This window comes from Amycolatopsis sp. NPDC005003 (genome assembly GCF_053600695.1).
Genome location: NZ_JBSGAI010000049.1, coordinates 1 through 25,644, shown reverse-complemented (window position 1 = coordinate 25,644; position 25,644 = coordinate 1). Strand labels below are relative to the sequence as shown.

The window sequence follows — 25,644 nt, the reverse complement described above, 5'->3', positions numbered from 1 at the left end:
ATGACCACGATCTCGCCGCCGCTCACGGCGACCTGGCTGCGGTGCCACGACACCGCCCGGGCGGAAGGGCCGGCCCCCGCGCTGGCGGTGCTGCACGCGGCCCTGCCCCCCGGTGCGACCGCGTTCGGGGCCGGCGGTGCCGCGGTCCGGCCGGCCGGGCCGGCGGACCGCGACGGCGACGTGCTCGTGGTCCGGACGGCGGAGCTGCCCGGCGGCCCCGTCGTCCTGGTGCGGACCCTCCGGCCCACCGGCCACCCCGACCCGGCCCTGGTGACCGGGGTGGTGTGGCTGCGGCTGGGCCTGTCCGGTGCCCTGCTCGACAGCGGGCTCGCCTACCTGGGCGGGCGGCGCAGCGGCGACACCACCCTGCTGCGCCGTCAGATGGTCCAGGGCGCCGTCGCGGAGGCGCTGACCGGGCAGCTCGAGGTGCGCGCGTTCCTGACCGCGCACGAGGCGGGCCCGCCGCCGGAGGCCCTGGCCTACCTGCACCGGCGGCTCACCGAAACCGACCGCGTCCTGCTGCGCCTGCTCGGCGCGGCGGGGTACGTCCGCGGTGGCGCGGGTGAGGTCGCCGACGTCTCCGAGCTGCTCGCCGGGGCCTACACCCCGGAGGCGGTGGCGTGACCGCGACCGTGCTGGACGACCGGCTGGTGACGCTGCGGGACGAGGCCCGGCTGTGGGGCGCGGAGTTCCGCGCCGCGGGCGCCGGCCTCGACACCGACCCCGACGGTGTCGGCGAGCACCTGGAGCTGGCCGGCGTCCGCTGCCTGGCGGCCATGCTCGTCCCGGAGGAGTTCGGGGGCGCGGGCCTGCGGCTGGGGGAGCACCGCTTCCACGGCATGACGGCGATCGAGCGGGCGGTGGTGCTCGAAGAACTCGCCCGGGGCGACGCCGGCCTGATGCTGGCCAGCCCGGGCGCGTCGATGTCCGGCGTGCTCGTCGACGTGCTGGCCGACCGGGAGCAGAAGGAGTGGTTCTACGGCCGGCTCCTCGAGCGGCCGACCTGGACGTTTTTCGCGCTCACCGAGCCGGACCGCGGTTCCGACGCCACCGCGCTGGAAACGGCGCTCAAGACCTCGCCGGACGGCGGGCCGCACCGGCTCGACGGCCGCAAGAAGTACGTCGGCAACGCCGCGCGAGCCGCGCTGGGAGTCGTCTTCGCCCGTACCGGGCCCGGCCCGCTGGGCGTGACCGCGGTCCTGGTGGACACGGCGGACCCGGGCTTCCACGCCCGGCCGCTCGAGTCGCTGGGCCTGCGTGCCGCGCGGATCTGCGAGCTGACCCTGGACGGCGTGGTGGTGCCCGCCGAGCGCGTGCTCGGCCGGGACCGCTCGCCCGCCCGGCGGGGCATGTGGGCGTGCGTGCAGACGTTCAACCGGCTGCGGCCGGGGGTCGCCGCGATCGCGGTCGGCATCGCCGCGGCCGCCCACGACTACGTGCTGGCCGAGCGCGGCCCGCTCGGTCGTGACGGCCGCGACCGGCTCGAGGAGCTGGGCCGCCGCATCGAGGGCGTGCGGCACCTCGTGCAGCTGTCCGCCATCGAGGTCGACGCGGACGGCTCCCGCGGCCACCTCGCCTCGGCGGCCAAGGCCGAAGCGTGCCGGCTGGCCGAGGACGCCACGCTCGAAGCCTGCGGCTTCTTCGGGCCGCGCGCCCGCTGGGACCACCCGGCGCTGGACAAGCTCGTCCGGGACGCGCGCGGCGTCGAGTTCATGGAAGGCGCCGGCAACATCCAGAAGCTCACCGTCTTCCAGGGCCTGGCCACGGGGAAGCTCGGCCGCACCGCGCCCTTCCCCGCCCACGCCGGGAAACCGTCGACCGGAGGTTCGTCGTGCGGGTGATCACGAGGCCGGAGGAGTTCGACGTCACGGACCTCTACGTCGACCTCGAAAACATCGTGGGCCGGCGGGTCCTGATGAAGTGCGAGGGCTTCAACTTCGCGCGGTCGAGCAAGCTCAAGCCCGCCCTCGAAATGGTGACGCTGGCCGAGCGCGCGGGCGTGCTGCGCCCGGGCTCGACCATCGTCGAGACGTCGTCGGGCAACCTCGGCGTGGCGCTGAGCCTGGTCGCCGCCAGCCGCGGCTACCGGTTCGTCTGCGTCACCGACCCGCGCAGCACGCTGCTCACCCGGCAGCTGATGCAGAACCTCGGCACCGAGGTGCTGGTCGCCCCCGACCCGGCCGCGGGCCTGCGGCTCGTGCGCCGCCTGTGCGCGGAGAACGACGGCTACACCTGGCTGGACCAGTACGTCAACGCGGGCAACTGGATGGCCCACTTCCGCTCGACCGGCCCGGACATCCTGCGCACCGTGCCGGACCTCGACGTGCTCTTCGTCGGGGTCGGTTCGGCGGGCACCCTCACCGGCTGCGCCCGCTACCTGCGCCAGGTCCGGCCGCAGGTGCGGATCGTGGCCGTCGAGTGCGTCGGCCCCGGGCCGCGGGCCGCCCGGCGCAGCACGGCGGTGCGCACCAGCGTGCGGTTCCCGGTCATCGACATGTCCCTTGTGGACGATCTGGTGCGGGTCGACGAGGCGGCCGCGATCCGCGCCTGCCGCCGGCTCGCGCTGAGCGGCTTCCTGCTCGGCGGCGGCTCCGGCATGGTGCTGGCGGGCGCGCTCGGCTGGCTCGAGGACCACGACGCGGCCACGGCGGTGGTGCTCTCGCCCGACCTCGGCGACCGCTACCTCGACACGATCTACCAGGACCAGTGGGTCAAGGACAACTACGGCCCCGAAGCGCTGCCCGCCGGTGCCGAACACGAAACCCCGTACGCCAAAACACTCTTCGAGGTGCCCTGATGACCGCGGTCGACGCGTTCCTGCCCCTGTCCACCGCACAGACCGACGTCTGGTACGACGAGCAGCTGTCCGGTGGTGGCCTCGCCTACGCGATGGCGGACTACCTGGACATCACCGGCCCGCTGGACGTCGGGGTGTTCGGCGCGGCCCTGCGCGCGCTGGCCGACGAAGCCGAGTGCTTCCGGGCCCGGTTCGTCGAGGTCGAGGGCGAACCGCGGCAGCTCATCGAGCCGCTGGACGAGCTCCCGATCCGGTACCCGGACGTGACCGGGGAAGCCGACCCGGAGGGCGCCGCGCTCGACTGGATGCACGAGGACATGCGGCACCCGTTCTCCCTGGAAGACTTCCCGCTCTTCCGCGGCGCCCTGATCAAGGTGGGGGAGCAGCGGCACTTCTGGTACCTGACCACGCACCACCTCATCGGCGACGGCTTCAGCGCGGCGATCTGCCACCGCCGTCTGGGCGAGCTCTACAACGCGCTGCTGGCCGGGGAAGACCCCGGGCCCACCGCGCTGCCGCCGTTCCGGCTGCTGCTGGACGCCGACCTCGCCTACCAGGACTCCCCGCACCGGTTGCGGGACAAGGAGTTCTGGGGACGGCACTTCGACACCACGCCCGACCTGGTCAGCCTCTCCGGCAAGGAACCGGCCCCGGCCCGCGGCTTCCTGCGGCGCACCATGGTGCTGCCCCCGGAGACGGCCAAGGCCGTGCGGGAGGCGGCCGCGGGCGCGAAGGTGACGCTGCCGACTTTCTTCATCGCCGCGATGGCGGCCTACACGCAACGGCTTTCCGGCATCAAGGACCTGCTGCTGACCGTCCCGGTCGCGGCGCGCGCGGGCGTCCGCTCGCGGGCGACCCCGGGCATGGTCGCGAACTACCTGCCGCTGCGGATGATCGTGGAGCCGCAGACGACGATCGCCGAGCTGCTGGCCCAAGCCTCGGGCGAGCTCGCCGCGACCCTCAAGCACCAGCGCTACCACGTCAACCAGATCCGCCGGGACATCGGCGTGCGCAGCGACGAGCGCCGCCCGTTCGGCGGCCCGTTCGTCAACGTGCTCCCGCCCGAGCCCGGCCTGCGGCTCGGCGAGTGCCACACGCGCGTGATGAACCTGTCGACCGGGATCACCAACGACCTGTCGCTGACCGTCCTCGACGTCACCGAAGACGTCATCGAGATCCACCTCAACGGCAACCCCGACCTCTACGACGCCGACGGCGTCACCACGCACCTCGAGCGGCTCGCCGGGTTCGTCGGCCGGCTCGCCGAGGCCGATCCTTCGGCGGTGCTGGGCGCGGTCGACGTCGTGTCGGCGGACGAGCTCGGTGAGCTGCTGGCGGCCGGGGTCGGTGCGGCCGGGCCGGTGGGCGCCGATGTGGTGGCGCGGGTGTGCGAGTTCGCGCTGGCCTCGCCGGACGCGCCCGCGGTGGCCGACGGCGGCGACTGGGTGTCCTACGCCTCGCTGGCGGGCCGGGCGAGCGCGCTGTCCCGCCGGCTGACCGGCGGTGGCCTGGTCGGGGTGCTGGCCGAGCCCGGGGTCGGGTTCGTGTCGGCGGTGCTCGGCGTGCTGTGGTCGGGCGCGGCCTACGTGCCGCTGGACACCGGGATGCCAGTGGCCCGCCTGGCCGGGCTGCTCGCCGACGCGGGCGCGAACGCCGTGGTGGTGGGGGCCGGGTTCGAGGAGCTGGCGGCCGAGATCGCCGGTGGTGACACCGAGATCGTGGTTCTGGACGATGCCGAGGACGAGGAGTGGGCGCCGGTTCCCGGTGGCGATGCGGGTCTGGACCTGGGGTACGTGATTTTCACGTCGGGTTCGACGGGTCGTCCGAAGGGGGCGATGGTCCACCGCCGCGGGATGGTCAACCACCTGCTGGCCAAGGTCGAGGATCTGGGGCTGGCGTCCTCGGACGTGGTGGTGCAGAACGCCCCGGTGACCTTCGACGTCTCCGTGTGGCAAATGCTCGCGCCCCTGCTCGTCGGCGGCCGGGTGCGGGTGGTGTCCCGCGCGGTCGCCGCCGACCCGGACGCGTTGTTCGGGCTGGTCCGCGCCGAAGGCGTTTCGGTGCTGGAAGTCGTGCCGTCGCTGCTGCGCGCGGCGCTGGATTCCTGGGACCTGGCCGCGCAGCAGCCGGACGTGTCGGGGCTGCGGTGGCTGGTGGTGACGGGTGAGGCGCTGCCGCCGGACCTGTGCGCCCGGTGGTCCGCGCGGTTCCCCGAGGTGCCGCTGGTGAACGCGTACGGTCCGACGGAGTGCTCGGACGACGTGACGCACGCGGTGATCCGGTCGGGTGTCGACGTGGTGCCGATCGGCCACGCGGTGCGGAATTCCCGGTTGTACGTGCTGGGTGACGAGCTGCGCCCGGTGCCGGCGGGTGCGGTCGGCGAGCTGTTCGTCGGCGGCCTGGTGGTGGGCCGCGGTTACGTCGGCGATCCGGCCAGGACGGCCGCGGTGTTCGTCGCGGATCCGTTCGGGGCCGCCGGAAAGCGGATGTACCGCACGGGTGACCGGGTCCGGATGCGCCCGGACGGTCAGCTGGAGTTCGTGGAGCGTAGGGACTTCCAGGTGAAGATCCGCGGCCACCGGATCGAGCTCGGCGAGATCGAGAGCGTCCTGCGGTCCGTGCCCGGCGTCCTGGACGCGGTCGTGCGGGTGCTCACCGACGCCGACGGCGGCAAGCGCCTCGCCGGCTACCTGATCGGCGTCGACGCCGAGGAGCCGATCGACGCCGGTGCCGTGCGCAGCACCGCCCAGCAGCTGCTCCCGGACTACATGGTGCCCTCGGCGCTGGTCGTGCTCGACGAGCTGCCGCTCACCGAACACGGGAAGGTCGACCGCGAGGCACTGCCCGCCCCGGACTTCCGGGCCGAGGTCGTCGGACGCCGTCCGCGCAACACCGTCGAGACGGTCGTCTGCGACATCCTCGCCGAAGTCCTTTCGGTGCCGCGCGTGTACATCGACGACAACTTCTTCGCCCTCGGCGGCGACAGCATCAGCGCGATCCAGGTGGCCGGCCGGGCCCGCACCGCCGGCATCGAGCTCACCCCGCGTGACATCCTCGAGCGCCGCACACCGGCCGCCATCGCCGAGCAGGTCGCCGTCGGCGAACCGGGCTCCGACGTCGTCGTCCCGGACGGCCCGCTGGTCGAGCTGACCGCCGAAGAGTGGCGGGAGCTGGCGCCGGAGGGTGGCCGGATCGAGGACGCCCTGCCGCTGTCCGCGCTGCAGCAGGGCCTGCTGTTCCACTCCGAGTTCGACCCGGACGGCGTCGACGTCTACACCGTGCAGGCCACCGCGGACCTCGCCGGCCCGCTCGACGTCGAAGCGCTGCGCGAGGCGTGTGCCGCCCTGCTGCGCCGGTACGCGACCCTGCGCGCGTACTTCCGGCACCGCCGCGGCGGTGAAGCCGTGCAGCTGATCGCCGCCGAGGTCGCCCTGCCGTGGACCGAGCTCGACCTGTCCGCGCTGCCCGCGGCCGACCGCGAGGAGCGGCTGGCCCGGCTGGCGGCCGAGGACCGGGAACGCCGCTTCGACCTCGCGCACCCGCCGCTGGTCCGGTTCACCCTGATCAAGATCGCGGCCGGCCGCTACCGGTTCCTCTGGACCGCACACCACATCGCCACCGACGGCTGGTCGGTGCCGATCCTCATCCGCGAGCTGGCCACGCTCTACACGCACGGCCCGGCGGCCGCGCTGCCCGAAGTGGCGCCGTTCCGCAACTACCTGGCCTGGCTCGGCCGCCAGGACGAGCGGGAAGCCCGGCGGGCGTGGCGCGAAGTCCTCGACGGGCTCACCGAGCCCACGAAGGTCGCGCCGGAAGTCGACGGCCACCTGAAGGCCGTCCCGGAGTCGGCCGAAGTGGTGCTGTCCCGTGACGAAACCGCCGGGCTCGTGGCGTGGGCCCGGCGGCACGAGCTCACCCTGAACACGGTCGTGCAGGCCTGCTGGGCGATCCTGGTCGGCCGGCTCACCGGCCGCCGTGACGTCGTGTTCGGCTCGGTCACCTCCGGGCGCCCGGCGGAGCTGCCGGGCGTGGAGACCATGGTCGGGATGTTCATCAACACGGTGCCGGTCCGGGCCGGGCTCGACCCGGCGGGCACCCTCGGCGAGCTCATGGTCTTCCTCCGCGACCAGCAGGCCCGGATGTCGGCCTACCAGCACGTCGGGCTCGCCGAGGTGCAGAACGACGTGCCCGGCCTGGCCGGCACCGGCGAACTGTTCGACACCGCGATCGTCTTCGAGAACGTGCCCGCCGACGGCGAGCAGACCGACGTGGTCCTGGGCGACGACGTCCGCGTGCTCGACGCCGTCACCGAAGACTCCCGGCACTACCCGCTCAGCCTGGTCGTGAACCCCGGCCCCGAACTGGCTTTCCGCTTCGACTACGCCCCCGAGGCGTTCGACGCCGAGCGCGCCGGCCGGATCACCGGCATGTTCCGGCACCTGCTCGACACCGCCGTCGCCGATCCTTCGGTGACGCTGGGCGCGATCGACGTGGTGCCGGCGGCGGAGCTGGAGCGCGGCGCCGGTGCCACCGGGCCGGTGGGCGCCGATGTGGTGGCGCGGGTGTGCGAGTTCGCGCTGGCCTCGCCGGACGCACCCGCGGTGGCCGACGGTGGCGCATGGGTGTCCTACGCCTCGCTGGCGGGCCGGGCGAGCGCGCTGTCCCGCCGGCTGGGCGGTGGCGTGGCCGGCATCCTGGCCGACCCCGGGGTCGGCTTCGTGACGGCCGTGCTGGGCGTGTTGTGGTCCGGGTCGGCGTACGTGCCCCTGGACCCGACGCTGCCCGTGACCCGGCTGGCCGGGCTGCTGGCGGATTCCGGCGCCGCGTCGGTCGTGGTGGGTCCGGGCTTCGAGGACCTGGCGGCCGAGATCGCCGGCGGCGAAATCGAGATCGTCGTTCTGGATGACGCGGAAGACGGGCAGTGGGCGCCGGTCGCGCCCGGTGACGCGGGTCTGGACCTGGGGTACGTGATTTTCACGTCGGGTTCGACGGGTCGTCCGAAGGGGGCGATGGTCCACCGCCGGGGGATGGTGAACCACCTGCTGGCGAAGGTCGAGGATCTGGGGCTGGCGTCGTCGGATGTGGTGGTGCAGAACGCGCCGGTGACCTTCGACGTTTCGGTGTGGCAGATGCTGGCGCCGCTGCTGGTCGGCGGCCGGGTCCGGGTGGTGTCGCGGGTCGTCGCGGCGGATCCGGACGCGTTGTTCGGCTTGATCGGGGCCGAGGGTGTGTCGGTGCTGGAGGTCGTGCCGTCGCTGCTGCGGGCGGCCTTGGATTCCTGGGACCTGGCCGAGCAGCCGGACGTCTCCGGCCTCCGCTGGCTGGTCGTCACGGGTGAGGCGCTGCCGCCGGACCTGTGCGCCCGGTGGTTCGCGCGCTTCCCGGACGTGCCGCTGGTGAACGCCTACGGTCCGACGGAGTGCTCGGACGACGTGACGCACGCGGTGATCCGGTCGAGCGTCGACGTCGTGCCGATCGGCCACGCGGTGCGGAATTCGCGGCTGTACGTGCTGGGTGACGAGCTGCGCCCGGCGCCCGCGGGTGCCATCGGCGAGCTGTTCGTCGGCGGCCTGGTCGTCGGCCGGGGCTACGTCGGCGATCCGGCACGGACGTCGGCGGTGTTCGTGGCCGACCCCTTCGGCGAGCTGGGCACGCGGATGTACCGCACGGGTGACCGGGTCCGGATGCGTCCGGACGGTCAGCTGGAGTTCGTGGAGCGCCGCGACTTCCAGGTCAAGATCCGTGGCCACCGCATCGAACTCGGCGAAATCGAAGCCTGCCTGGCCGCACACGCGGGCGTCGGGGAAGCGGTCGTCACCGTGCACGGCACCGGCAACGACCGGCGGCTCGTCGCGTACGTCACCGGCACCGCCACCGCCGAGGACCTTCGCGAGCACGTGACCGCGCAGCTGCCGGCGTACATGGTCCCGGGTGCGTACGTCGTCCTCGACCGCTTCCCGCTGACCGCGCACGGCAAGATCGACCGCAAGGCGCTGCCGGCGCCGGACCAGCAGACCGGCGCCACCGCCCGCGGCCCGCGCACCCCGGTCGAGGCGACGCTGTGCGAAATCTGGGCCGACGTCCTCGGCGTCCCGGAGATCGGCATCGACGACGACTTCTTCGTCATCGGCGGGCATTCCCTGCTGGCCAACTCGGTCGTGAGCCGGGTCCGGTCCGCGTTGGCCGCCGAGCTGTCCATCCGGGACCTGTTCGAGGCGCGGACCGTCAGCCGGCTGGCCGGGCGGCTCGTCTCGGCGGGCCAGGCGGGCGCCGGGTTCCGGAAGCTCCCGCGGCCGGAGAAGATCCCGCTCTCCCACGCGCAGACCCGGATGTGGTTCCTGAACCGCCTCGAAGGCGCCGGGTACAACATCCCACTGGCCGTCCGGCTCGGCGGCGCCCTCGACCCGGCCGCGCTGGCGGCCGCGCTCGCCGACGTCGTCGAGCGGCACGAGATCCTGCGCACGGTCTTCCCGGACGTCGACGGCGTCCCGTACCAGCGGGTCCTGCCGCACACCCCGGACGCGCCGCTCGACACCGCGACGGTCGCCGAGGACGAGCTCACGGCCGTGCTGGCGGCCGAGGCGGCCCGCGGGTTCGACCTGGCCACCGACCGCCCGCTGCGGGCCACCCTGTACCGCGCCGGCGACGAGCACGTGCTGCTGCTCGTCCTCCACCACATCGCGGGCGACGGCTGGTCGGTGGACGTCCTGGCGCGCGACCTGGCGACCGCGTACGACGCCCGGGTGCGGGGCGCCCGGCCCGGCTGGGCGCCGCTGCCCGCGCAGTACGCCGACTACGCGGTCTGGCAGCGCGAGCTGCTCGACGACCGCCAGGCGGCGGACCGGCAGTGGGAATACTGGCGCGACGCACTCGACGGGCTCCCCGACGAACTGCGGCTGCCCGCGGACTTCCCGCGCCGGGCCGCGAGCGCCTTCCGCGGCGGCTCGGTCGGCTTCGAGGTGCCCCCGACCGTCCACAAGGCACTGACCGCGCTGGCCCGCCGGTCCGGCGCGAGCGTCTTCATGGTGCTGCAGGCGGCGGTGGCCGCCCTGCTCACCAAGCACGGCGCGGGCACCGACATCCCGCTGGGCAGCCTGGTCGCCGGCCGGTCGGACGAGGTGACGAACGACCTGGTCGGGTTCTTCGTGAACACGCTGGTGCTGCGCACCGACACCGGCCGCAACCCGACGTTCGCCGAGCTGGTCGGCCGGGTGCGGGACACCGACCTCGAGGCGTACGCCCACCAGGACCTGCCGTTCGAGCTGCTGCTCGAGAAGGCCCGCCCGGCGCGGTCGCTGTCGCGCCAGCCGCTGTTCCAGGTGATGCTGTCGTACTACGAGGTCCCGGACCCCCGCTTCACGATCGGCGGTCTTTCGGTGCGGCCGGAACTCCTCCCGGCGACCGGGGCGAAGTTCAAGTTCGACCTGACGTTCCAGCTGGGCGAGCGGCCGGGCGACGGGGGACTGGAAGGCAGCATCGAGTACTGCGCCGACCTGTTCACCCCGGAGACGGCGGAGTTGCTCGCCGCCCGCCTGAACCGGCTGCTGTCGGCGGTCGCGCAGGACCCGGAGCTGCCGCTGAGCGGGATCGAGCTGACCGCGGGGGAACCGGACCCGGACCCGGCCGGCCCCGCGGAACCGGCGGAGCTGCCGTCGCTGCGCGCCAGCCGGGGCCCGGCGCTGATCTGGGCGGGTGGCCGGCTCAGCCACGCCCAGCTGCGCCGGAGGGTGACCGCGGAGGTCCGGAAGCTGGCGGCCCGCGGCGTGGGTCCGGAGTGGACGGTGACGATCGCCGCCGGGCCGGCGGAGCGCGTGGTCCAGGTACTGGCCGCACTCGAAGCGGGCGCGGCGTACCGGCTGGCCGACCCCGCCACGCGAGCCGGGGTGACCGTGACCGAAGGCGGCGCCACCGTCGCCGCGGTCGCTCCCGGACACGCGGCCGCCCACCTGCCGGACGGCACCGTCCTCACCCGCCGCGCCCTCGCCGAGTCCGTGGCCGCCCTGCGGGAGTCCGTTCCCGACGGCAGCCGCGTCATCGTCCCCGACCTGGCCGACGCCGTTCCCGCCGTGCTCGCCGCGCTGGCCGCGGGGGCCTCGGTGCACCTCGTCGAGGCCGAAACCCGCGACGTCCCGGCACTCGCGCGGCTGCTCGAAGGCGAACTGCCCGCCGTCCTCGTCGCCACCGCGCACCAGGTCCGGGCGCTCGCCGCGCACCACGAACCGGCGTTGGCGGGCGTCCGGCTGCTCGTCACCGGCGAGCCGCTCGCCACGCCGCTCACCGAACGGCTCCACCGCGCCGGCGCCGAGGTCCACATCCACGGCGGCCTGCCCCACCCGGCCCGCGTCCACGTCCTCGACGAGACGCTCCGGCCGGTCCCGCCCGGCGCCCACGGCGAACTCTGGCTCGCCGGCCCGGCCCTCGCCCGCGGCTACGCGGGACAGCCCGGCCGCACCGCCGCGCGGTTCGTCGCGGACCCGTTCGAACCGGGGCGACGGATGTTCCGCACCGGTGCCGTGGTCCGGCGCCGGCTCGACGGCAGCCTGGAGCCGGCGGCCGGAGCCGTGCGGGCCCGCGGGTTCGCCGTCCGGCCGGTCGAGGTCGAGGCCGCGCTGCTGCGCCACTCCGCGGTCGCGGCCGCCGAGGTCGTCGTCCGCGACGACCGGCTCGTCGCCTACGTCGTGCCCCGCGGCGACACCGGAGACCTGCGTGAGCACCTGGCCCGGGAGCTGCCGGACTTCGCGGTGCCGTCGGCGATCGTCGAACTCGCCGCCCTCCCGCTCACCGCGGCCGGGGAGCTCGACCACGCGCAGCTGCCCGCACCGACGGAGAAGGCGGCCGGAACCACTCCGGCCGCGGAGGTCCTGCGGCTGGCGTTCGCCGAGACACTCGGCCTGCCCGAGGTCGACGTCGACGCCGACTTCTTCGCACTGGGCGGCAACAGCCTGCTGTCCGTCCGGCTGGTCGCGCTGGCCCGCAACGCCGGCCTGCGGTTCACCGTCGCCGACGTCCTGACCCACGGCACCGTCGAGCGGCTGGCCGCGCTGGCCGGCACCGGCGGCGGTGGTGGCGGCGACGTGCTCGACCCGTTCGCCCCGGTGCTGCCGATCCGGCCGGACGGCGACCGGGAACCGCTGTTCTGCGTGCACGCGGGACTCGGCCTGAGCCTGCCCTACCTCGGGCTCGTCCAGCACCTCGACCCCGGCCGCCCGATGTACGGGCTGCAGTCGCCGAACATCGGCTCCGGCGGGGAACTGCCGGTCAGCGTCGAGGACGTCGCCGAGGAGTACGCCGCCCGGATCCGCGCGATCCAGCCGTCGGGCCCGTACCACCTGCTCGGCTGGTCGTTCGGCGGGCTGCTGGCGCACGAAATCGCCGTGCAGCTGCAGGAAGCGGGCGAGCGGGTGGAAACCCTGTGCGTGCTGGACAGCTTCCCGGTCGAGGCGGCGGGCCAGGCCCCGCCGACCCGGCAGGAGCTGCTGGTCAGCTTCCTCGAGCACCTCGGTCACGACGCGGACGGGGACGCCGAACTGTCCCCGGCGGCCGTCATCGACGTCCTGCGCCGCGGCGGGTCACGCCTGGCCGGGATCGGCGAGGAGCGGATGGCCCGCGTGCTCGACGTGATGGGCAACAACGGCGAGCTCGCCGTCCGGTACGAGCCCACCCGCTTCTCGGGCCGCCTGCTGCTGTTCCTGGCGGCCGACGGGCTCACCGAGGAGGACCTCGCCGAGCGGCCCGGCCGCTGGGCACCGTACGTCGACGGGGCGATCGAGACGCACCGCATCGGCTGCGGGCACGAATTCATGATGCACCCGCAAGCCCAGGCCGCCATCGGCCGGATCGTCGCCGCCGAACTGGACGGCTCTTCCGAGGAGGACGAATGACTGTGCTCACCCCGGCGCGGACCGGGCGGGTTTCCGACGCCGTGGTGGAGGTGCTGGCGCTCGCCGGGCGCCGCCTCACCCACCTGCGCAACGTCCCCGGCCGCCTGCTCGCGGTCACGCTGAACCCGCTGATCACCATGCTGGCGATCGGGTACGTGTTCAAGGACGCGGTGATCGTGCCGGGCAGCGGCAGCTACCCGGAGTTCCTGTTCCCCGCCGCGCTGATGCAGGTCGGCCTGGCCGGCATCGCCCCCACCGCCATCGCCGTGGCCACCGATCTCAACGGCGGCCTGACCGACCGGTTCCGCTCGCTGCCGATCGTCCGGCCCGCCGTGCTGATCGGGCACTCCCTCGGCGACCTCGTGGTCGGCCTGATCGCCCTCGCCGTCACCGTGGCGTCCGGGCTGCTGGTCGGCGGCCGGGTGCACACCGGGTTCCTGCCGCTCGTCGGCGGGCTCGCCCTGCTCGTCGTGTTCCTCTACGCGATGATCTGGGTCGGCATCCTGCTCGGCCTCTCACTGCGCAACCCCGAGGCGATCGACGGCATCGGCGCGGTGGCGACGCTCGGGCTTTCCTTCCTCTCCAACGCTTTCATGTCGACCGACCGGCTGCCGGCGTGGCTGCGGCCGGTCGCGGAGTGGAACCCGGTCAGCTCGGTGACCACCGCGGTCCGCCGCATGTGGGGCACCCCGGTCGACGAGACCGGGTTCCCGGCCCAGCACCCCGGCGTGGTCGTGGCGATCACCCTCGTCGTCACGCTGGTGCTGGCCTGCGGCCTGAGTTTCCGCAAGTACCGCACCATCGCCTAGTCAGGTGGCGGTCAGCGCACCGTCAGCCGAGCCGAACACCATGACAGCAAGCCGCCCGAGACAACGGAGACTGAAGTGACGAGTCCATTCGACGACGAGAACGGCCGGTTCCTCGTCCTGGTCAACGCCGAGGAAGAACGCAGCATCTGGCCGGTGTTCGCCGCGGTGCCGCCGGGGTGGGACGTCGCACTGGGGGAGAGCTCCCGCGCGGAGGCGATCGCCCACGTCGAGGCCACCTGGACGGACCTGCGCCCGAAGAGCCTGCGGGACGCCGGCTGATGGCGAGCGACGCGCTCGACCGCGAAGCGGCCATCGAAGTCACCGGCCTGCGCAAGGGATTCGGCGACCACCAAGCCCTGTCCGGCATCGACCTGCGGGTGCCCGCGGGCTCGGTGCTGGGCCTGCTCGGCCCCAACGGCGCCGGCAAGACCACGACGGTCCGGATCCTCGCCACGCTGCTGCGCCCGGACGGCGGCACCGCCCGGGTCGCCGGGTTCGACGTGGCCACGCAGGCGAAGGAGGTGCAGCGCCGGATCGGCCTCGTCGGCCAGTACGCCGCGGTCGACGAGCTGCTCACCGGACGCCAGAACCTCCAGCTGCTCGGCACGCTGCTGCACCTCGGCCGGCGCGGGGCCCGCGACCGGGCCACCGAGCTGCTCGAGCGGTTCGACCTGACCGCGGCCGCCGACCGCGCGGTCGGCACGTACTCCGGCGGCATGCGGCGGCGGCTGGACCTGGCGACCTGCCTCATCGGCCGCCCGTCGGTGCTGTTCCTCGACGAGCCGACCACCGGCCTCGACCCGGCCAGCCGCAGCACGCTGTGGGGGATCGTCCGTGGCCTGGTCGACGAAGGGGTCACGGTCCTGCTCACCACGCAGTACCTCGAGGAAGCGGACTACCTCGCCGACCACATCGTCGTGATCGACCACGGCCGGGTGATCGCCGAGGGCACCGCCGACGAGCTGAAGCGCAAGATCGGCGCGGAGCGGCTCGAGGTCGCCGTGGCCGAGCAGAAGTGGCTCCAGCCCGCGGTTTCGGCGCTGTCCGGTGTCTCGGCCTCGGCGGTGACCGTCGACGAACGCAAGCGGAGCATCGCGGTCGAGCTGGCCGACACCCCCGGGGGTGTCGCGGCCGCGGCCGCCGCCCTGCGCGACGCGGGCGTCGAGTACACGGACTTCGCCCTGCGGCGCCCGACGCTCGACGAAGTGTTCCTCGACCTCACCGGGCGCCCTTCGGGCCCCTGACCCGCCACCGGTTCGTCCGGCCTCCGAGCACCGCGAGCCGCGGCAGCAGGAGGAACCGGACGATCGGAAGTGGTGCCGTCGTCCGGCGTTCCGGCGGCGGCATCCCGCGAGGCCGAGGCCGGATCCGGCGTGATCGAGGCCGGAACTCGCGTGCTCGGGCCCGGGACTGGCGTGATCGGAGCCGGAACTCGCGTGGCCAGGTTCGAGTCGTGAGCCTGAAGTCGGAACACGCGTGATCGGGGGCGGAACCGGCGGGATCGAGGCTGCGTCACCGGGTGCTCTTCGGGCCCCTGACCCGCCACCAGTTCGTCCGGCCTCCCAGCACCGCCAGCCGCGGCAGCAGGCAGAACCGGACGATCACGGTGTCGGCCACCAGGACCACCGCCGTCGCCAGGGCGAACTCGCGGACGTCGCCGCTTTCGGTCAGTCCCCAGACCAGCCACATCGCCACCGTCACCAGCAGCGCGCCGCCGGATGCCGACCAGGCCCGGCGACACGCGTGTGCCACCGTGTTGCGGCGGGACATCCCCGCCAGTGTCTCGCTGCGCAGCCGGTGCAGCAGGTAGACCTGCAGGTGGTTGGCCGGCACGAGCAGCACGACCACCAGGACCATCGGTGCCCAGCCGGGCAGCGGGTCGACGAGCAGGGCCAGCAGCCCCAGCCCGGCGAGCACGGCGACGCCGTTCAGCAGGAACGTCGCCAGCGCCACCACCGGCCGCCGGTAGGCGACGAGTGTGGCCAGCCCGAGGACGACCAGCATCGTCGTGACGCCGCCGCCGTCGAGGTCCGCGGCCAGGGGCCGGCAGCCCGGGCAGCCGGGGGAGAACACGCGCAGCGACCCGTAGACCGCGGTGGCGCCGAGGGAGAGCACCCCGGCCGCGATCGCCGTGGGCCGGACGAACCGCGGCAGGTCGCTCACCTTCAGCCGCGCGGGCGGCTGCGGCGGGAGCTCTCTCGGCGAGGTGAGCACGCGGTCGTTGAGGGCGGGCAGCAGGCTCAGCGCGGCGATCGTCGCCACCAGCACCGCGACGAGCACCGCGGTGGCCAGCGGCACCAGCTCCGCCGAGCCGGCCAGCGCCACCGCGGCCAGCGCCGCGGCCACCCCGCTGCCGGCGACGAGGGCGGCGTTGCCCGCCGTGCTCGCGACGATCCGCGCGGCCCGCGTCGCGTCGTTGCCGCCGGCGAGTGCTTCCCGTCGCCGGCAGAAGGCGAACAGCATGTGCTGCACCGAAACCGTGATGACGACCAGCAGTGCGGCGTCGCCGGTGCGCGGGGACATCGTGACGGACTCGGAAACCGTGTCGAGCATCGCCGCCGACGCCGCCGTGACCACGCTGATGAACAGCGCGGACACGAGCAGCAGCAGCCGGGAGAACGGCACGCTCAGGAGCACCGCGACGGGCGCGGCGATCAGCGGCCACCAGTTCGCCGCCACGTCCGGGTCGGAGAGCGAGCCGTCGCCCAGCCGGTGCCCGCCGGTGAGACCCGGCAGCTCGGCCAGCGCCACGAAAACCAGCCAGAGGGCGATCACCGCACCGGCGTGGCCGGCGGACCAGCAGGAGGTGCGGACGGCCAGTGAAGGCTTCACGATCGTCCCCCTCGACCCGATGGGCATGGCAGGTTCGCGGTCGTGTCCCCCCGCGCATGTGTTCGAGTCTAGTGAACCGTGACCGTTCGTTCACGGGGTGTGAGTCCCGGATCCGCGGTGGTGCTAGGCCGTGTGTGGTGGATCACAGGACGCGGACCGGGTCCTCGAGCAGGTCTTCCCCGTAGAGGTCGGCCACCCACTGGTCGTGGTAGACGGTGTCGAGGTAGCGGTCGCCGAGATCGGGCGCGATCGCCACCGCCGTGCCGGCGTCTTCGTGTTCGGAAAGCCAGCTCAGCGCGCCGCTCACGACGGTCCCCGTCGAGCCGCCGAAGCAGAACCCTTCCCGGGTGAGGGCCCGGCAGGTGCGCACGGTGTCCGCTTCTTCGACGTGCAGGACGTCGTCGACGTACGAAGTGTCGAGCAGCGGCGGCCGGATCCCGGTGCCCAGCCCGGGAATCATCCGGCGGGCCGGTGGCGTGCCGAAGGTGACCGAGCCGACCGTGTCGATCGCGACCACCCGGGTGCCGGGCCGGTGCTCGCGCAGGTACCGGGCGCACCCCATGAGCGTCCCGGTGGTGCCGGCCCCGATGAAGACGACGTCCGCGTCGGGGAAGGCTTCGGCGATCTGCGGGCCGGTCGTTTCGTAGTGGGCGCGCCAGTTCCCGGCGTTCTCGTACTGGTTGAGCCAGACGTGGCCGTGCTCGGCGCACAGCCGCCGCACCAGCTCGATGCGCGCGCCCAGCAGGCCGTGCTCCGGGTGCGGCTCGGTGACGATGCGGACCTGGGCGCCGAGCGTCTCCATCAGCTGCCGGGCCCCGAGCGTGCACCGCGAGTCGGTGACGCAGACGAACCGGTAGCCCGAGCTGGCGGCGACGAGGCTCAGCGCCACGCCGAGGTTGCCGGACGAGCTTTCCACGAGCGTCGAGCCGGGCCGCAGGTCGCCGCGGCGCTCGGCCGCGGCGACCATCGACCGGGCCGCCTTGATCTTGATCGAGCCGGCGAAGTTGAAGCCTTCGCACTTGAGGTACAGCGGGCGGCCGGCGAACCGGCGGAGGTCGACGAACAGGTCGTCGGTGTTGAAGTCCTGCGGGGCGGTGATGATCGGCACGCGAGGCTCCCGTTACTTCTTCCCGTACCGGTCGAGTTCGAAGAAGAACTCGGGCACGGTCCGCAGCTCGCCGGAGGCGTGCAGCCGGTCGTAGACATGCTTGCCGACGGCGAGGTCGAGCACCCCGAGCCCGAAGGGCGAGAAGACCAGCGGCCGGTCCTTCGGCAGGGCAGCCTTGCCGGTCATCACGTCGTGCAGGGTGCCGGAGAGGAAGCCGCGGCCACCGGTCCGCTGCTCGGCCAGGTGCACCGAGGTGTTCGCCTTCAGGCAGTGCTCGACGTCGTCGACGACGTTGGTCGACGCGAGGATCACCTCCGGCGAGAGGTCGCGCAGCGAGACGTGCAGGACCAGCGGGTTGTGGTCGAACCACGCGGGGTCGTGGACGTGCGGCTCCCCGGCGACCGTCGCGAACACGACGAGGTCGCTCCCGCGGATCAGGTCTTCCGCGGACTCGTGCACCGTCACCGACGCCTGCCCGGCCGCGTTCAGGTAGCCGCGGAACCCTTCGGCGTGCGCGGTGCTCAGGTCGAAGACGCCGACGTCGTCGAAGGTCCAGCCCCCGGCGGCCAGGTACGTGTGGATGTACCGGGCGATCAGGCCGGTGCCGACGATGCCGAGGCGCGCGGGGCGGGCCCGGTCGCGGGTCAGCCAGTCGGCGGCGAGCGCGGCCGACGCGGCGGTGCGGGTGGCGCTGATGATGGAACTTTCCAGGCAGGCCAGCGGATAGCCGGTCCGCCGGTCGTTGAGGACGAGGATCGCCGACGCCCGCGGCAGCCCGCTCGCGACGTTCTCCGGGAAGCTCGAAATCCACTTCAGCCCGTCGACCGCGATGTCCCCGCCGACCGACGCCGGCAGCGCGATGATCCGCGACGACGGCCGGTCGGGGAAGCGCAGGAAGTACGACGGCGGGTTGACCGTGTCGCCGTCGCCGTGCAGGCGGTAGGCCGACTCGATCAGGTCGATGACGAGCTTCTCCTGTCCACCGAGGACGTCGTGGACCTGCGCCCCGGAGATCACGGCGAACTCCGGGACGGACGTGCTGGTGCTCATGCTGGCTGCCTCCTGAGGCATGGTTATTCGGCGGCGAGGGTGGCGAGGCGGTCGGTGATCCGGCGGTCCAGCTCGTCGAGCGTGTCCGCCGACGGGCCGATGAGCACGCCGTAGAGGCGGCCGGCGAAGGCTTCGCCCGCGGCGGCGACCCCGGCGCCCGCGTTGACCGTGGCGAAGTTGTTGACCAGCAGCCCGCTCCCGGAACCGGCGAACAGCAGGTCGCCGAGCGTCTCGCGCAGCCGCGCGAAGGGCAGGGGAGCGGCCAGGCGCACCGGGTAGTGCCGCGCCATCGCGACGGTGCCCTCGGGCACGAACCGCTCCTGCAGCGGCACCTGGTAGGTCGACATGTTGTTGCGGGCGTTGATCTCCAGCACCGGGAAGATGCCGCCGTCCGGCTCGACCAGCGCGTCGACACCGACGACGCCGTAGTAGCCGTCCTGGGCCAGGCGAGCCCCGAGGACGTCCGCCGCGTGCCGGATCACCGCGTGCTGGGCCTCGTCGAGGCGCGGGGGCATCCGGTGTCCCTTGTGGACACCGTTTTCGGTGATGGCCTCCTTGACGAAGTCGAACCGCACCGAGCCGTCCCGGCCCACGGTGAACTGGTAGTTCAGGTCGGCGACCTTGTCGACCCAGGTCTCGGTGACCAGCGCGATCCGGTCGCGGCCCGCCTTGCGCGCGGACCGTTCGATCATCCGCTGCAGGCGCAGCAGCCGCTGCTCGCTGGTGACGACGGCGATGCCCTTCCCCGACACGCCGAACGCCTCCTTCACCACCACCGTGCCGCCGTCCGCGAGCACCTTGGCGGCCTCCGGCACGGCTTCGGCCAGCTGCTCGGGCGTGTCGCAGAGCCAGCCCGCCGGTTGCCGCAGGCCGAGCTCGTCGGCCAGCTGCCTGCTGTAGACCTTGCTGTTGACGGCCTTGCAGAGCGCGGCGGGCGGGGTGGCCAGCGGCACGCCCGTGCGGGCCGCCAGTTCCTCCTCGACGGCCGACGCGCCGTGCGGCAGCAGGTGCGCGCCGTCGGTGGCCAGCTCGGCGAGCGCCGCGACGAGCGCGGGATCGGCGAGCGCGTCCTGGCTGACGTTGCGCGCCGGGTCCGGTGCCGCGACGACGTGCACCTCCGGCAGCTCGAAGCCCAGGTCGAGCAGGTAGCGGTGGTAGTCCGGGTCGGGGGCGTGCTTCAGCACGACGTGGTCGCCCTTGCCGCCCAGCAGCAGCGCGAACTCGTCCATGCTGTTGACCACCGCCGTGCTGCCGGCCGCGGACACCCGCGGCAGGCCGAGCTCGTCGGCCGCCCACAGCTCCTCGACCTCGAAGTTGCCGAGGAAGACCAGCGGGTGCTCGGCCGAGCCGAGCGCGGCGGTCTTCAGCCGCGCGATGAAATCCGGGTTGTCGGTGTCCACTGTGGACCTTTCCGCTCAGACGACCAGGCCGCCGTCGATCTCGAATACGCTTCCGGTGATGTAGGCGGCGCGGTCGGAGGCCAGGTAGGCCACCAGGTCGGCGACCTCCGCGGCGGTGCCGAACCGGCCCAGCGGGATGGCCGCGCGCAGCTTCTCGCGGGCCTTGTCCGTCAGCTGGGCGGTCATGTCGGTCTCGATCATGCCGGGCGCGACGGTGTTGACCCGGATGCCGAACCGGCCGACCTCCTTGGCCAGCGCCTTGGCGAAGCCGATCACACCGCTCTTGGACGCCGAGTAGTTGACCTGCTTCGGGTTGCCGTACACCCCGGACACCGAGGACAGCGTGACGACGCTGCCGCGGCGCTGTTTGAGCATGAGGAACACGGCGGGCTGGCACACGTTGTAGACGCCGTCGAGGTTGGTCCGCAGCACGTCCGTCCAGCGGTCCTCGGTCATCGTCACGAACGCGCCGTCGCGGGTGATGCCCGCCGACGTCACCACGGTGTCCGGGACGCCGAGGCCGGCGGCCGTGCGGGCCACCCACTCGCCGGCCGCTTCCCGGTCGGTGACGTCGACCCGCGTCGCGACCGCCCGCCGCCCGAGGTCGTGCACCTCCTTGGCGAGCACGTCGGCGGACTGTTCGTCCGAGCGGTAGCAGAAGGCGATGTCGTGGCCGCTTTCGGCGAGGCTCAGCACGACCGCGCGGCCGATGCCGCGCGAACCGCCGGTCACCAGCGCGACCTTGGGGGCGCTCATGCCGGCTCGCCGAGCCGCAGCAGCGTGCACGCCACCGCGCCGTCGTCGTCGCAGGTGGTGACGACCGTGTGGTCGGCACCGGCCCGCCCGGCGGATTCGGCGACGCTGAGGACGGCGGCGAGCTGGAACATCGCGCTCGCCGACGCGGTGTCACCGAGGAGGTCCGCGGACGGCACCCGGTCGACGGCCGTGTCGCCGAACAGTGCCCGCAGCGCCACCGTCTCGACGGGGGCACCGCGGGAGTCCGTGAAGCCGCTGCCGGTCGCCGCCCACACCTGATCGGGGGCGACCCCGGCGGAGGCGAGCAGCGCCCGCACCGCGACGGTGACCGTCCCGGCGAGGTCGCCGTCCAGGCACACCCGGGATTCGAACCCCTCCAGGGTGCCCAGCACCCGGCGGCCGGGCGGCCGCAGCTCCGCGGGTTCGAGCAGGAACATCGCGCAGCCTTCGCCGATGACCACCGGGTCGCCCCCGCCGCGGCGGTGGTGCTCGACCCAGGCGCGGGCGGGGGAGTACTCCTCGGCGGCGCCGCAGAGCACCCGGGTCGCCCGGCCGGTCCGCAGCAGCCGCCGCGCGTAGTTCAGCGCGTGCGGGCCGGTGGTCCGGCCCGCGGCGATGGTCGCGTTCGGCCCCTTGAGCCCGTGCCAGATCGCGGCCTGCCCGGCGGCGCAGTTCATCACGCAGCCGGGCACCGCGGCCGGTTCGACGTGGTCGGGCTTGCCGCCGGTCAGCGAGGCGCGGGTCAGGTCCATCATGCTCTGCACGCTGCCGGTCGTGGTGCCCAGCACGAACCCGATGTCGTCGCGCTCGTCACCCGGCTCGACGCCGATGTCGGCGAGCAGGTGCTTCGCCGCGGCGACGGCCAGCCCGCTCACGCGGTTCATCGCCCGGGTGCCCTTCGTGCCGAGGAACTCCCGCGGCTCGAAGCCGGGGACGGTGGCCGCGGTCTCCGCCGGCCCCCGCGCCCAGCGCTGCGCGTCTATTGTGGACACCGGCGACGTGCGGGTGCGGACGCCGTCGGCGAAGGAGCCGCGGTCGTGGCCGAACGGCGAGATCGCGGTCCAGGCCGAGATGACCGGGGCGGCTGGGGTCGCGGTGCTCATGCCACCGCCTCCCGCGGGCCGTCGTAGCGGCCGATCAGCACGACCGAGTTGTTGCCGCCGAAGGCCCAGCCGTTGTTCTGCACGATCCGCAGGTCCGCCTCCACCGCCACGTTGGGCACGCAGTCGACGGCGCACTCGGGGTCGGTTTCCACGTGGTTGATCGTCGGCGGGATGAACCCCTCGGTGATGGCGACCGAGCAGCCGATGGCGGCCAGCGCGCTCGCCGCGCCCATCGAGTGGCCGAGCATCGACTTCATCGACACCACGCGCGGGGTGTCGTCGCCGAACAGCTCGCGGATCGCCGCGGCCTCGGTCTTGTCGTTGGCGTGGGTGCCGGTGCCGTGCGCGGAGATCAGGTCGACCTCGGCGGGCTTGACCCCGGCGTTCGCCAGCGCCAGCTCCATGCACCGGGCGATGCCGCCCTGGTGCGGGGCCACCGGGTGGTGGGCGTCGCAGGACAGGCCGTAGCCGAGCACCTCGCCGTAGATCCGGGCGCCGCGCGCGGTGGCCGACTCCAGGCTCTCCAGCATCAGGATGCCGGCGCCCTCGCCGGTCAGGATGCCCAGCCGGTTCTTGTCGAACGGGCGGCAGTAGTCCGGTGCGATGCTGCGCAGCCGGTAGAAGGAGGTGAACGTCTTGCGGCAAACGGCGTCCGCGCCGCCGCACAGCGCGAAGTCGGCTTCGCCGAGCCGGATCGCGTCGAACGAGTGACCGATCGCGTAGTTGCCCGCCGAACAGGCCGTCGCGATGCTGCCGACCTCCACATTGGACAGCCGCAGCTCGTGCGCGATCGAGGTGGCGAGCCGGCCGGCCGACGTGCGCCGGGCCAGCCGCGGGCTCATCGCCTCCGGGCCGTCCGCGATCTCCAGCGAGACCATGCTGTCGAGCTCGTGCGACTCGCCGTCGGTCGTGCCGACCGACAGCAGGCAGCGCGCCTCGCGGAGCACGTCGAGGTCGATGCCGGAGTCCGCCACCGCCAGCCGGGCGGCGGCGGTGGAGAACCGGCTGGCCCGGCCGAGCGAGTCGACGTCGACGTTGCGGATCCAGCGTTCGGGCTCGAACCCGATGACCTCGCAGCCGTTGTTGTGCTCGAACCCGGTCGTGTCGAAGACGCTGATCGGCCGGACGTTGCTGCGCCCGGCGCGCAACGCGGCGGTGAACTCTTCGATGCCCGTGCCCAGGCTGGAAACCACCCCGCAGCCGGTGATCACCACCCGTCGCCCGGGTGCGGTGGAGTGTTCGCTCATCGCCGGCCCTTACCAGCCCGCGGATTCCGCGACGACGTCGTAGGCGCTGTTCAGGTCGGTCATCCGGCGGAACTGCGCCTGGTCGATCGTGACGCCGAACTGCTTCTCCAGCGCCGCGAGGACATCCATCAGCGTCAGCGAGTCGGCTTCGTGGTCCTCGATGAAGTTGCTCGTCTCGGAGAGCTCGCTGTCCTCGAGTTCGAGGTGCTCGCGGACGATCGCGCGGATCTGTTCCCTGCGCTCGGACACTGCCGCTGTCATGACGACTCCTGTAGGCGTTTTCGGACGAACTTCGGCCTCGCCGAAAACTAGGCGGCGCAGATGACCGCGCGGTGACCGAACGCTGACGAGGGTCGGCGTCGGTGTTCTGTCAGCCGTTCGTCATCCGGGTGCGCCACGATCATGGTCGTCGATCACGGAAGGAGAGTGAATGAGCCCGGACCGTGTCCGTGACAGCGAAAAGACAGCAGGGACGGCGATGATCGCGCCGTCCCTGCCGCGGAGTGGGGCTGTGCTGTTCAGTCGAGCATGCAGTCCTGCACCAGGATGGCCTGGTACAGCTGCCGCAGCGCGCGGCCGGGTGAAAGGCCGAGCTCACTGCCGAGCCACTTGCTGGTGTGGTGGAACACCGACAGTGCCTCGCTTTGCTGGCCGGTGCGGTAGAGGGCGAGCATCAGCAGTTCGCTGAGCCGTTCCCGGCCCGGGTTCTCGGTGGCCAGCTGCCTCAGTTCGTGCACGATGTCGTGCTGCTGGCCCACCGCCAGCCGCGCGGCGATCAGGTCTTCCTGGACGGCCAGCCGCCGTTCGTTCAGGTGCGTGGCCGCGGCCCGGCAGCGCACCCCCTCCTGCACGTCCATCAGTGCCGGCCCCCGCCACTGCACGAGTGCCTCCCGCAGGATGGCGGTGGCCTCCTGAGGTGCGGAGGCGACCAGGGACGTGCCGCGCCGCGCGAGTTCGAGGAACCGGTGCGAGTCGATCGCTTCGGCGGGCACCTCCAGCTGGTAGCCGCTGTAGGTGGTCCGGACGATCTCCTCGCCGCTCGCGTCGGTGATCGGCTTGAAAAGCCGCCGCAGCCGTGCGATATTTGCTTGCAGTGCGTTGCGGGAGTTGGCAAGTGACCGCGGGCCCCAGAGCTCGTCCGCCAGCTGCTCGTAGGACACCGGGCGGCCGGGCGACAGTGCCAACATCGCCAGCAGGGTCCGCACTTTCTTCGCTCGTATCGAGTAAATTCTCCCGTTCGATCTTATTTCCATGGCGCCTAGTAGTTCGATTTCCACTTTGATCGACCCCCAGATTCGGGCAGCCCGCTGCTCATGGTCGGACCATCCGAAGATGTATTTTGCGCAAGGATAGTGGCAGAGGGCTGGTGGCTTAGGTACCTCCGTTCGGACCAGTGAATGCCCCAACTCGTCAGTAGTATCACTTCGTGGACAGTTTGACTCGCGATGTATTCGGACATCCCGAGAGGTGGTGGTGTTAGCACCACCATTAATGGTGGTGTCAGCACTCCGGCCGCTCCGGGTGATCTTCGCTGGTAGGGTCCCCGCGGGCGGTGCCGCGGGCCCGCTGCTTGCACGAACGGCAGCGGGGTCATTACACCGGAAACCCGCGCTGACCGGGTGGTCGTCGGCGTCGGGGCGGGTGGTCCGGGGCGTCGCGGCGCCGGCCGAGGGGACGTGCCGCGGTGTCCGGCCGGAGGCCCTCCGCAATGGGAACGCAAACATCTTTCAGGTATCGCTCCGGCTAATAAAATTTGCCGTTGCGGGCTCGTCCGGGTTTGTCCGGGATCTTTCGCTGCTTGGTGAACGGCGTACACGGAGTTTCGAAACAAGTCACGCCGCGGTCGTCTCTGTGGTAAGCGGGTTAGTGGCCCTGTTCTCGGTCGCGCGCGCCTTCTCGCCGGGCCGGGTGTCCGGCCCCCGGGATTCGAACGGACTGACTCCGCCGAGCGGGTGATGTCGTGATCACGCTGCGTGCGCACGGCTCCGGCTCCCTCGGGTCGTCCCGGTTGGCCCCGGTTGGCCGCGGTGGACGTTTCCGGTCCGGCGCCGAGCGGCCCGGCGGTATTCCCGGCGGCGGCGTCCGATTAGTCGTGATATCCTGTCGGTGATCGGACCACTCGATTACCGATAATCTCGCCCGGCCGCCGAGATCTGCTCGATCCGACGAACTCCTCCGGTTTTCCGCGCCTTCCCTCAGCTCTGTTCCATGTCCGGTGTGACGCACGAGCCCGCTGTTCCACGCGAGCGTGCGCGTGGACCGATGTGAAGGGGAATGTCCATGAGTGACACAGTTCTGGCCCAGGCCGTCAACATCAACCCCGGCCTCGCCGCCATCGGGTACGGGTTGGGGGCGATCGGCCCCGGAATCGGCGTCGGCCTGATCTTCGCGGCCGTCATCAATGGCACCGCCCGGCAGCCGGAAGCGCGCGGAAAACTGCAGACGTTGGGGTACTCGACGTTCGTGCTGAGCGAAGTCCTCGCGTTGATCGGCGTCGTGGTGTATTTCATCGCATCCAACCGGTGAATCCCGCCGCCCGCGCCCGGCCGGACCAGCCGGCCGCGGGCACGAACCGGACCCCCGCCTGCCCGAGATCGTCCGGCGGCCAGCCGTCGACGGACACACCGACCCGCTCGACCAGCTCACGCAGAGCCGAACCGT

The 25,644-nt window shown here is 72.8% G+C and carries 17 protein-coding genes; 8 read left to right on the top strand and 9 right to left on the bottom strand.

Going from position 1 to position 25,644, the window contains the following annotated elements:
- The 7 genes from ACWED2_RS39640 (at position 1) to ACWED2_RS39610 (ending at position 14,731) form a co-directional block, all read left to right on the top strand.
- Positions 1-624: a DUF2786 domain-containing protein gene (locus ACWED2_RS39640; protein ID WP_449695656.1), complete on the top strand. Its 624-nt coding sequence runs from the start codon at positions 1-3 to the stop codon at positions 622-624.
- Positions 621-1,841 carry an acyl-CoA dehydrogenase family protein gene (locus ACWED2_RS39635; RefSeq protein ID WP_449695655.1) on the top strand — a complete coding sequence of 407 codons (1,221 nt, stop codon included), beginning with the start codon at positions 621-623 and terminating at the stop codon, positions 1,839-1,841. The genes ACWED2_RS39640 and ACWED2_RS39635 overlap by 4 nt, the downstream gene beginning before the upstream one ends.
- Positions 1,832-2,797, top strand: coding sequence for a pyridoxal-phosphate dependent enzyme (locus ACWED2_RS39630; protein WP_449695654.1), 966 nt, complete (start codon positions 1,832-1,834; stop codon positions 2,795-2,797). Before ACWED2_RS39635 ends, ACWED2_RS39630 begins: the two co-directional genes overlap by 10 nt.
- A complete protein-coding gene (locus ACWED2_RS39625) occupies positions 2,797-12,678 on the top strand; it encodes an amino acid adenylation domain-containing protein (protein ID WP_449695653.1) in 9,882 nt (3,293 codons plus the stop codon). Before ACWED2_RS39630 ends, ACWED2_RS39625 begins: the two co-directional genes overlap by 1 nt.
- Positions 12,675-13,487 (top strand): ABC transporter permease, encoded by an 813-nt coding sequence (locus ACWED2_RS39620; protein WP_449695652.1) that lies wholly within the window; start codon positions 12,675-12,677, stop codon positions 13,485-13,487. Before ACWED2_RS39625 ends, ACWED2_RS39620 begins: the two co-directional genes overlap by 4 nt.
- A gap of 75 nt (positions 13,488-13,562) precedes the next feature.
- A complete protein-coding gene (locus ACWED2_RS39615) occupies positions 13,563-13,766 on the top strand; it encodes an MbtH family protein (RefSeq protein WP_449695651.1) in 204 nt (67 codons plus the stop codon).
- Positions 13,766-14,731: an ATP-binding cassette domain-containing protein gene (locus ACWED2_RS39610; RefSeq protein WP_449695650.1), complete on the top strand. Its 966-nt coding sequence runs from the start codon at positions 13,766-13,768 to the stop codon at positions 14,729-14,731. The genes ACWED2_RS39615 and ACWED2_RS39610 overlap by 1 nt, the downstream gene beginning before the upstream one ends.
- 268 nt (positions 14,732-14,999) lie before the next feature.
- Here the strand turns inward: ACWED2_RS39610 and ACWED2_RS39605 are convergent, their stop codons facing one another.
- The 9 genes from ACWED2_RS39605 to ACWED2_RS39565 all read right to left on the bottom strand — a co-directional run bounded on the left by ACWED2_RS39605 (position 15,000) and on the right by ACWED2_RS39565 (position 24,236).
- Positions 15,000-16,319, bottom strand: a complete 1,320-nt coding sequence (locus ACWED2_RS39605; RefSeq protein ID WP_449695649.1) for an MMPL family transporter — start codon at positions 16,317-16,319, stop codon at positions 15,000-15,002.
- A 142-nt stretch (positions 16,320-16,461) separates the two neighbouring features.
- On the bottom strand, positions 16,462-17,427 hold the full coding sequence (sbnA, locus tag ACWED2_RS39600; protein WP_449695648.1) for a 2,3-diaminopropionate biosynthesis protein SbnA: 966 nt from the start codon (positions 17,425-17,427) through the stop codon (positions 16,462-16,464).
- A 12-nt stretch (positions 17,428-17,439) separates the two neighbouring features.
- Positions 17,440-18,477, bottom strand: a complete 1,038-nt coding sequence (gene sbnB, locus ACWED2_RS39595) for a 2,3-diaminopropionate biosynthesis protein SbnB (protein WP_449695647.1) — start codon at positions 18,475-18,477, stop codon at positions 17,440-17,442.
- 23 nt (positions 18,478-18,500) lie between these two features.
- Positions 18,501-19,877: a preATP grasp domain-containing protein gene (locus ACWED2_RS39590; protein ID WP_449695646.1), complete on the bottom strand. Its 1,377-nt coding sequence runs from the start codon at positions 19,875-19,877 to the stop codon at positions 18,501-18,503.
- Between the two features lie 15 nt (positions 19,878-19,892).
- Positions 19,893-20,633: a 3-oxoacyl-[acyl-carrier-protein] reductase gene (fabG, locus tag ACWED2_RS39585; protein WP_449695645.1), complete on the bottom strand. Its 741-nt coding sequence runs from the start codon at positions 20,631-20,633 to the stop codon at positions 19,893-19,895.
- Positions 20,630-21,736 (bottom strand): beta-ketoacyl synthase N-terminal-like domain-containing protein, encoded by a 1,107-nt coding sequence (locus tag ACWED2_RS39580; RefSeq protein ID WP_449695644.1) that lies wholly within the window; start codon positions 21,734-21,736, stop codon positions 20,630-20,632. Before ACWED2_RS39580 ends, fabG begins: the two co-directional genes overlap by 4 nt.
- Complete coding sequence (locus ACWED2_RS39575; protein ID WP_449695643.1) at positions 21,733-22,983, bottom strand: beta-ketoacyl-[acyl-carrier-protein] synthase family protein; 1,251 nt, start codon at positions 22,981-22,983, stop codon at positions 21,733-21,735. Before ACWED2_RS39575 ends, ACWED2_RS39580 begins: the two co-directional genes overlap by 4 nt.
- A 9-nt stretch (positions 22,984-22,992) precedes the next feature.
- Positions 22,993-23,244, bottom strand: a complete 252-nt coding sequence (locus tag ACWED2_RS39570) for an acyl carrier protein (RefSeq protein WP_449659794.1) — start codon at positions 23,242-23,244, stop codon at positions 22,993-22,995.
- A gap of 257 nt (positions 23,245-23,501) precedes the next feature.
- A complete protein-coding gene (locus ACWED2_RS39565; RefSeq protein ID WP_449695686.1) occupies positions 23,502-24,236 on the bottom strand; it encodes an AfsR/SARP family transcriptional regulator in 735 nt (244 codons plus the stop codon).
- 1,027 nt (positions 24,237-25,263) lie between these two features.
- Here ACWED2_RS39565 and ACWED2_RS39560 point away from each other — a divergent pair.
- The gene (locus ACWED2_RS39560) at positions 25,264-25,509 is read left to right on the top strand and encodes an ATP synthase subunit c family protein (protein WP_086849931.1); all 246 of its coding nucleotides are present in this window, start codon (positions 25,264-25,266) and stop codon (positions 25,507-25,509) included.
- The last annotated feature ends 135 nt before the right edge of the window (positions 25,510-25,644 follow it).

Coding starts and splice junctions, on each gene's coding strand:
- ACWED2_RS39560 (WP_086849931.1), top strand. CDS start 25,264: ATGAGTGACACAGTTCTGGCCCAGGCCGTCAACATCAACCCCGGCCTC.
- ACWED2_RS39625 (WP_449695653.1), top strand. CDS start 2,797: ATGACCGCGGTCGACGCGTTCCTGCCCCTGTCCACCGCACAGACCGAC.
- ACWED2_RS39580 (WP_449695644.1), bottom strand. CDS start 21,736: ATGAGCACCGCGACCCCAGCCGCCCCGGTCATCTCGGCCTGGACCGCG.
- ACWED2_RS39570 (WP_449659794.1), bottom strand. CDS start 23,244: ATGACAGCGGCAGTGTCCGAGCGCAGGGAACAGATCCGCGCGATCGTC.
- ACWED2_RS39620 (WP_449695652.1), top strand. CDS start 12,675: ATGACTGTGCTCACCCCGGCGCGGACCGGGCGGGTTTCCGACGCCGTG.
- sbnB (WP_449695647.1), bottom strand. CDS start 18,477: ATGAGCACCAGCACGTCCGTCCCGGAGTTCGCCGTGATCTCCGGGGCG.
- ACWED2_RS39640 (WP_449695656.1), top strand. CDS start 1: ATGACCACGATCTCGCCGCCGCTCACGGCGACCTGGCTGCGGTGCCAC.
- fabG (WP_449695645.1), bottom strand. CDS start 20,633: ATGAGCGCCCCCAAGGTCGCGCTGGTGACCGGCGGTTCGCGCGGCATC.
- ACWED2_RS39565 (WP_449695686.1), bottom strand. CDS start 24,236: ATGGAAATAAGATCGAACGGGAGAATTTACTCGATACGAGCGAAGAAA.
- ACWED2_RS39575 (WP_449695643.1), bottom strand. CDS start 22,983: ATGAGCGAACACTCCACCGCACCCGGGCGACGGGTGGTGATCACCGGC.
- ACWED2_RS39610 (WP_449695650.1), top strand. CDS start 13,766: ATGGCGAGCGACGCGCTCGACCGCGAAGCGGCCATCGAAGTCACCGGC.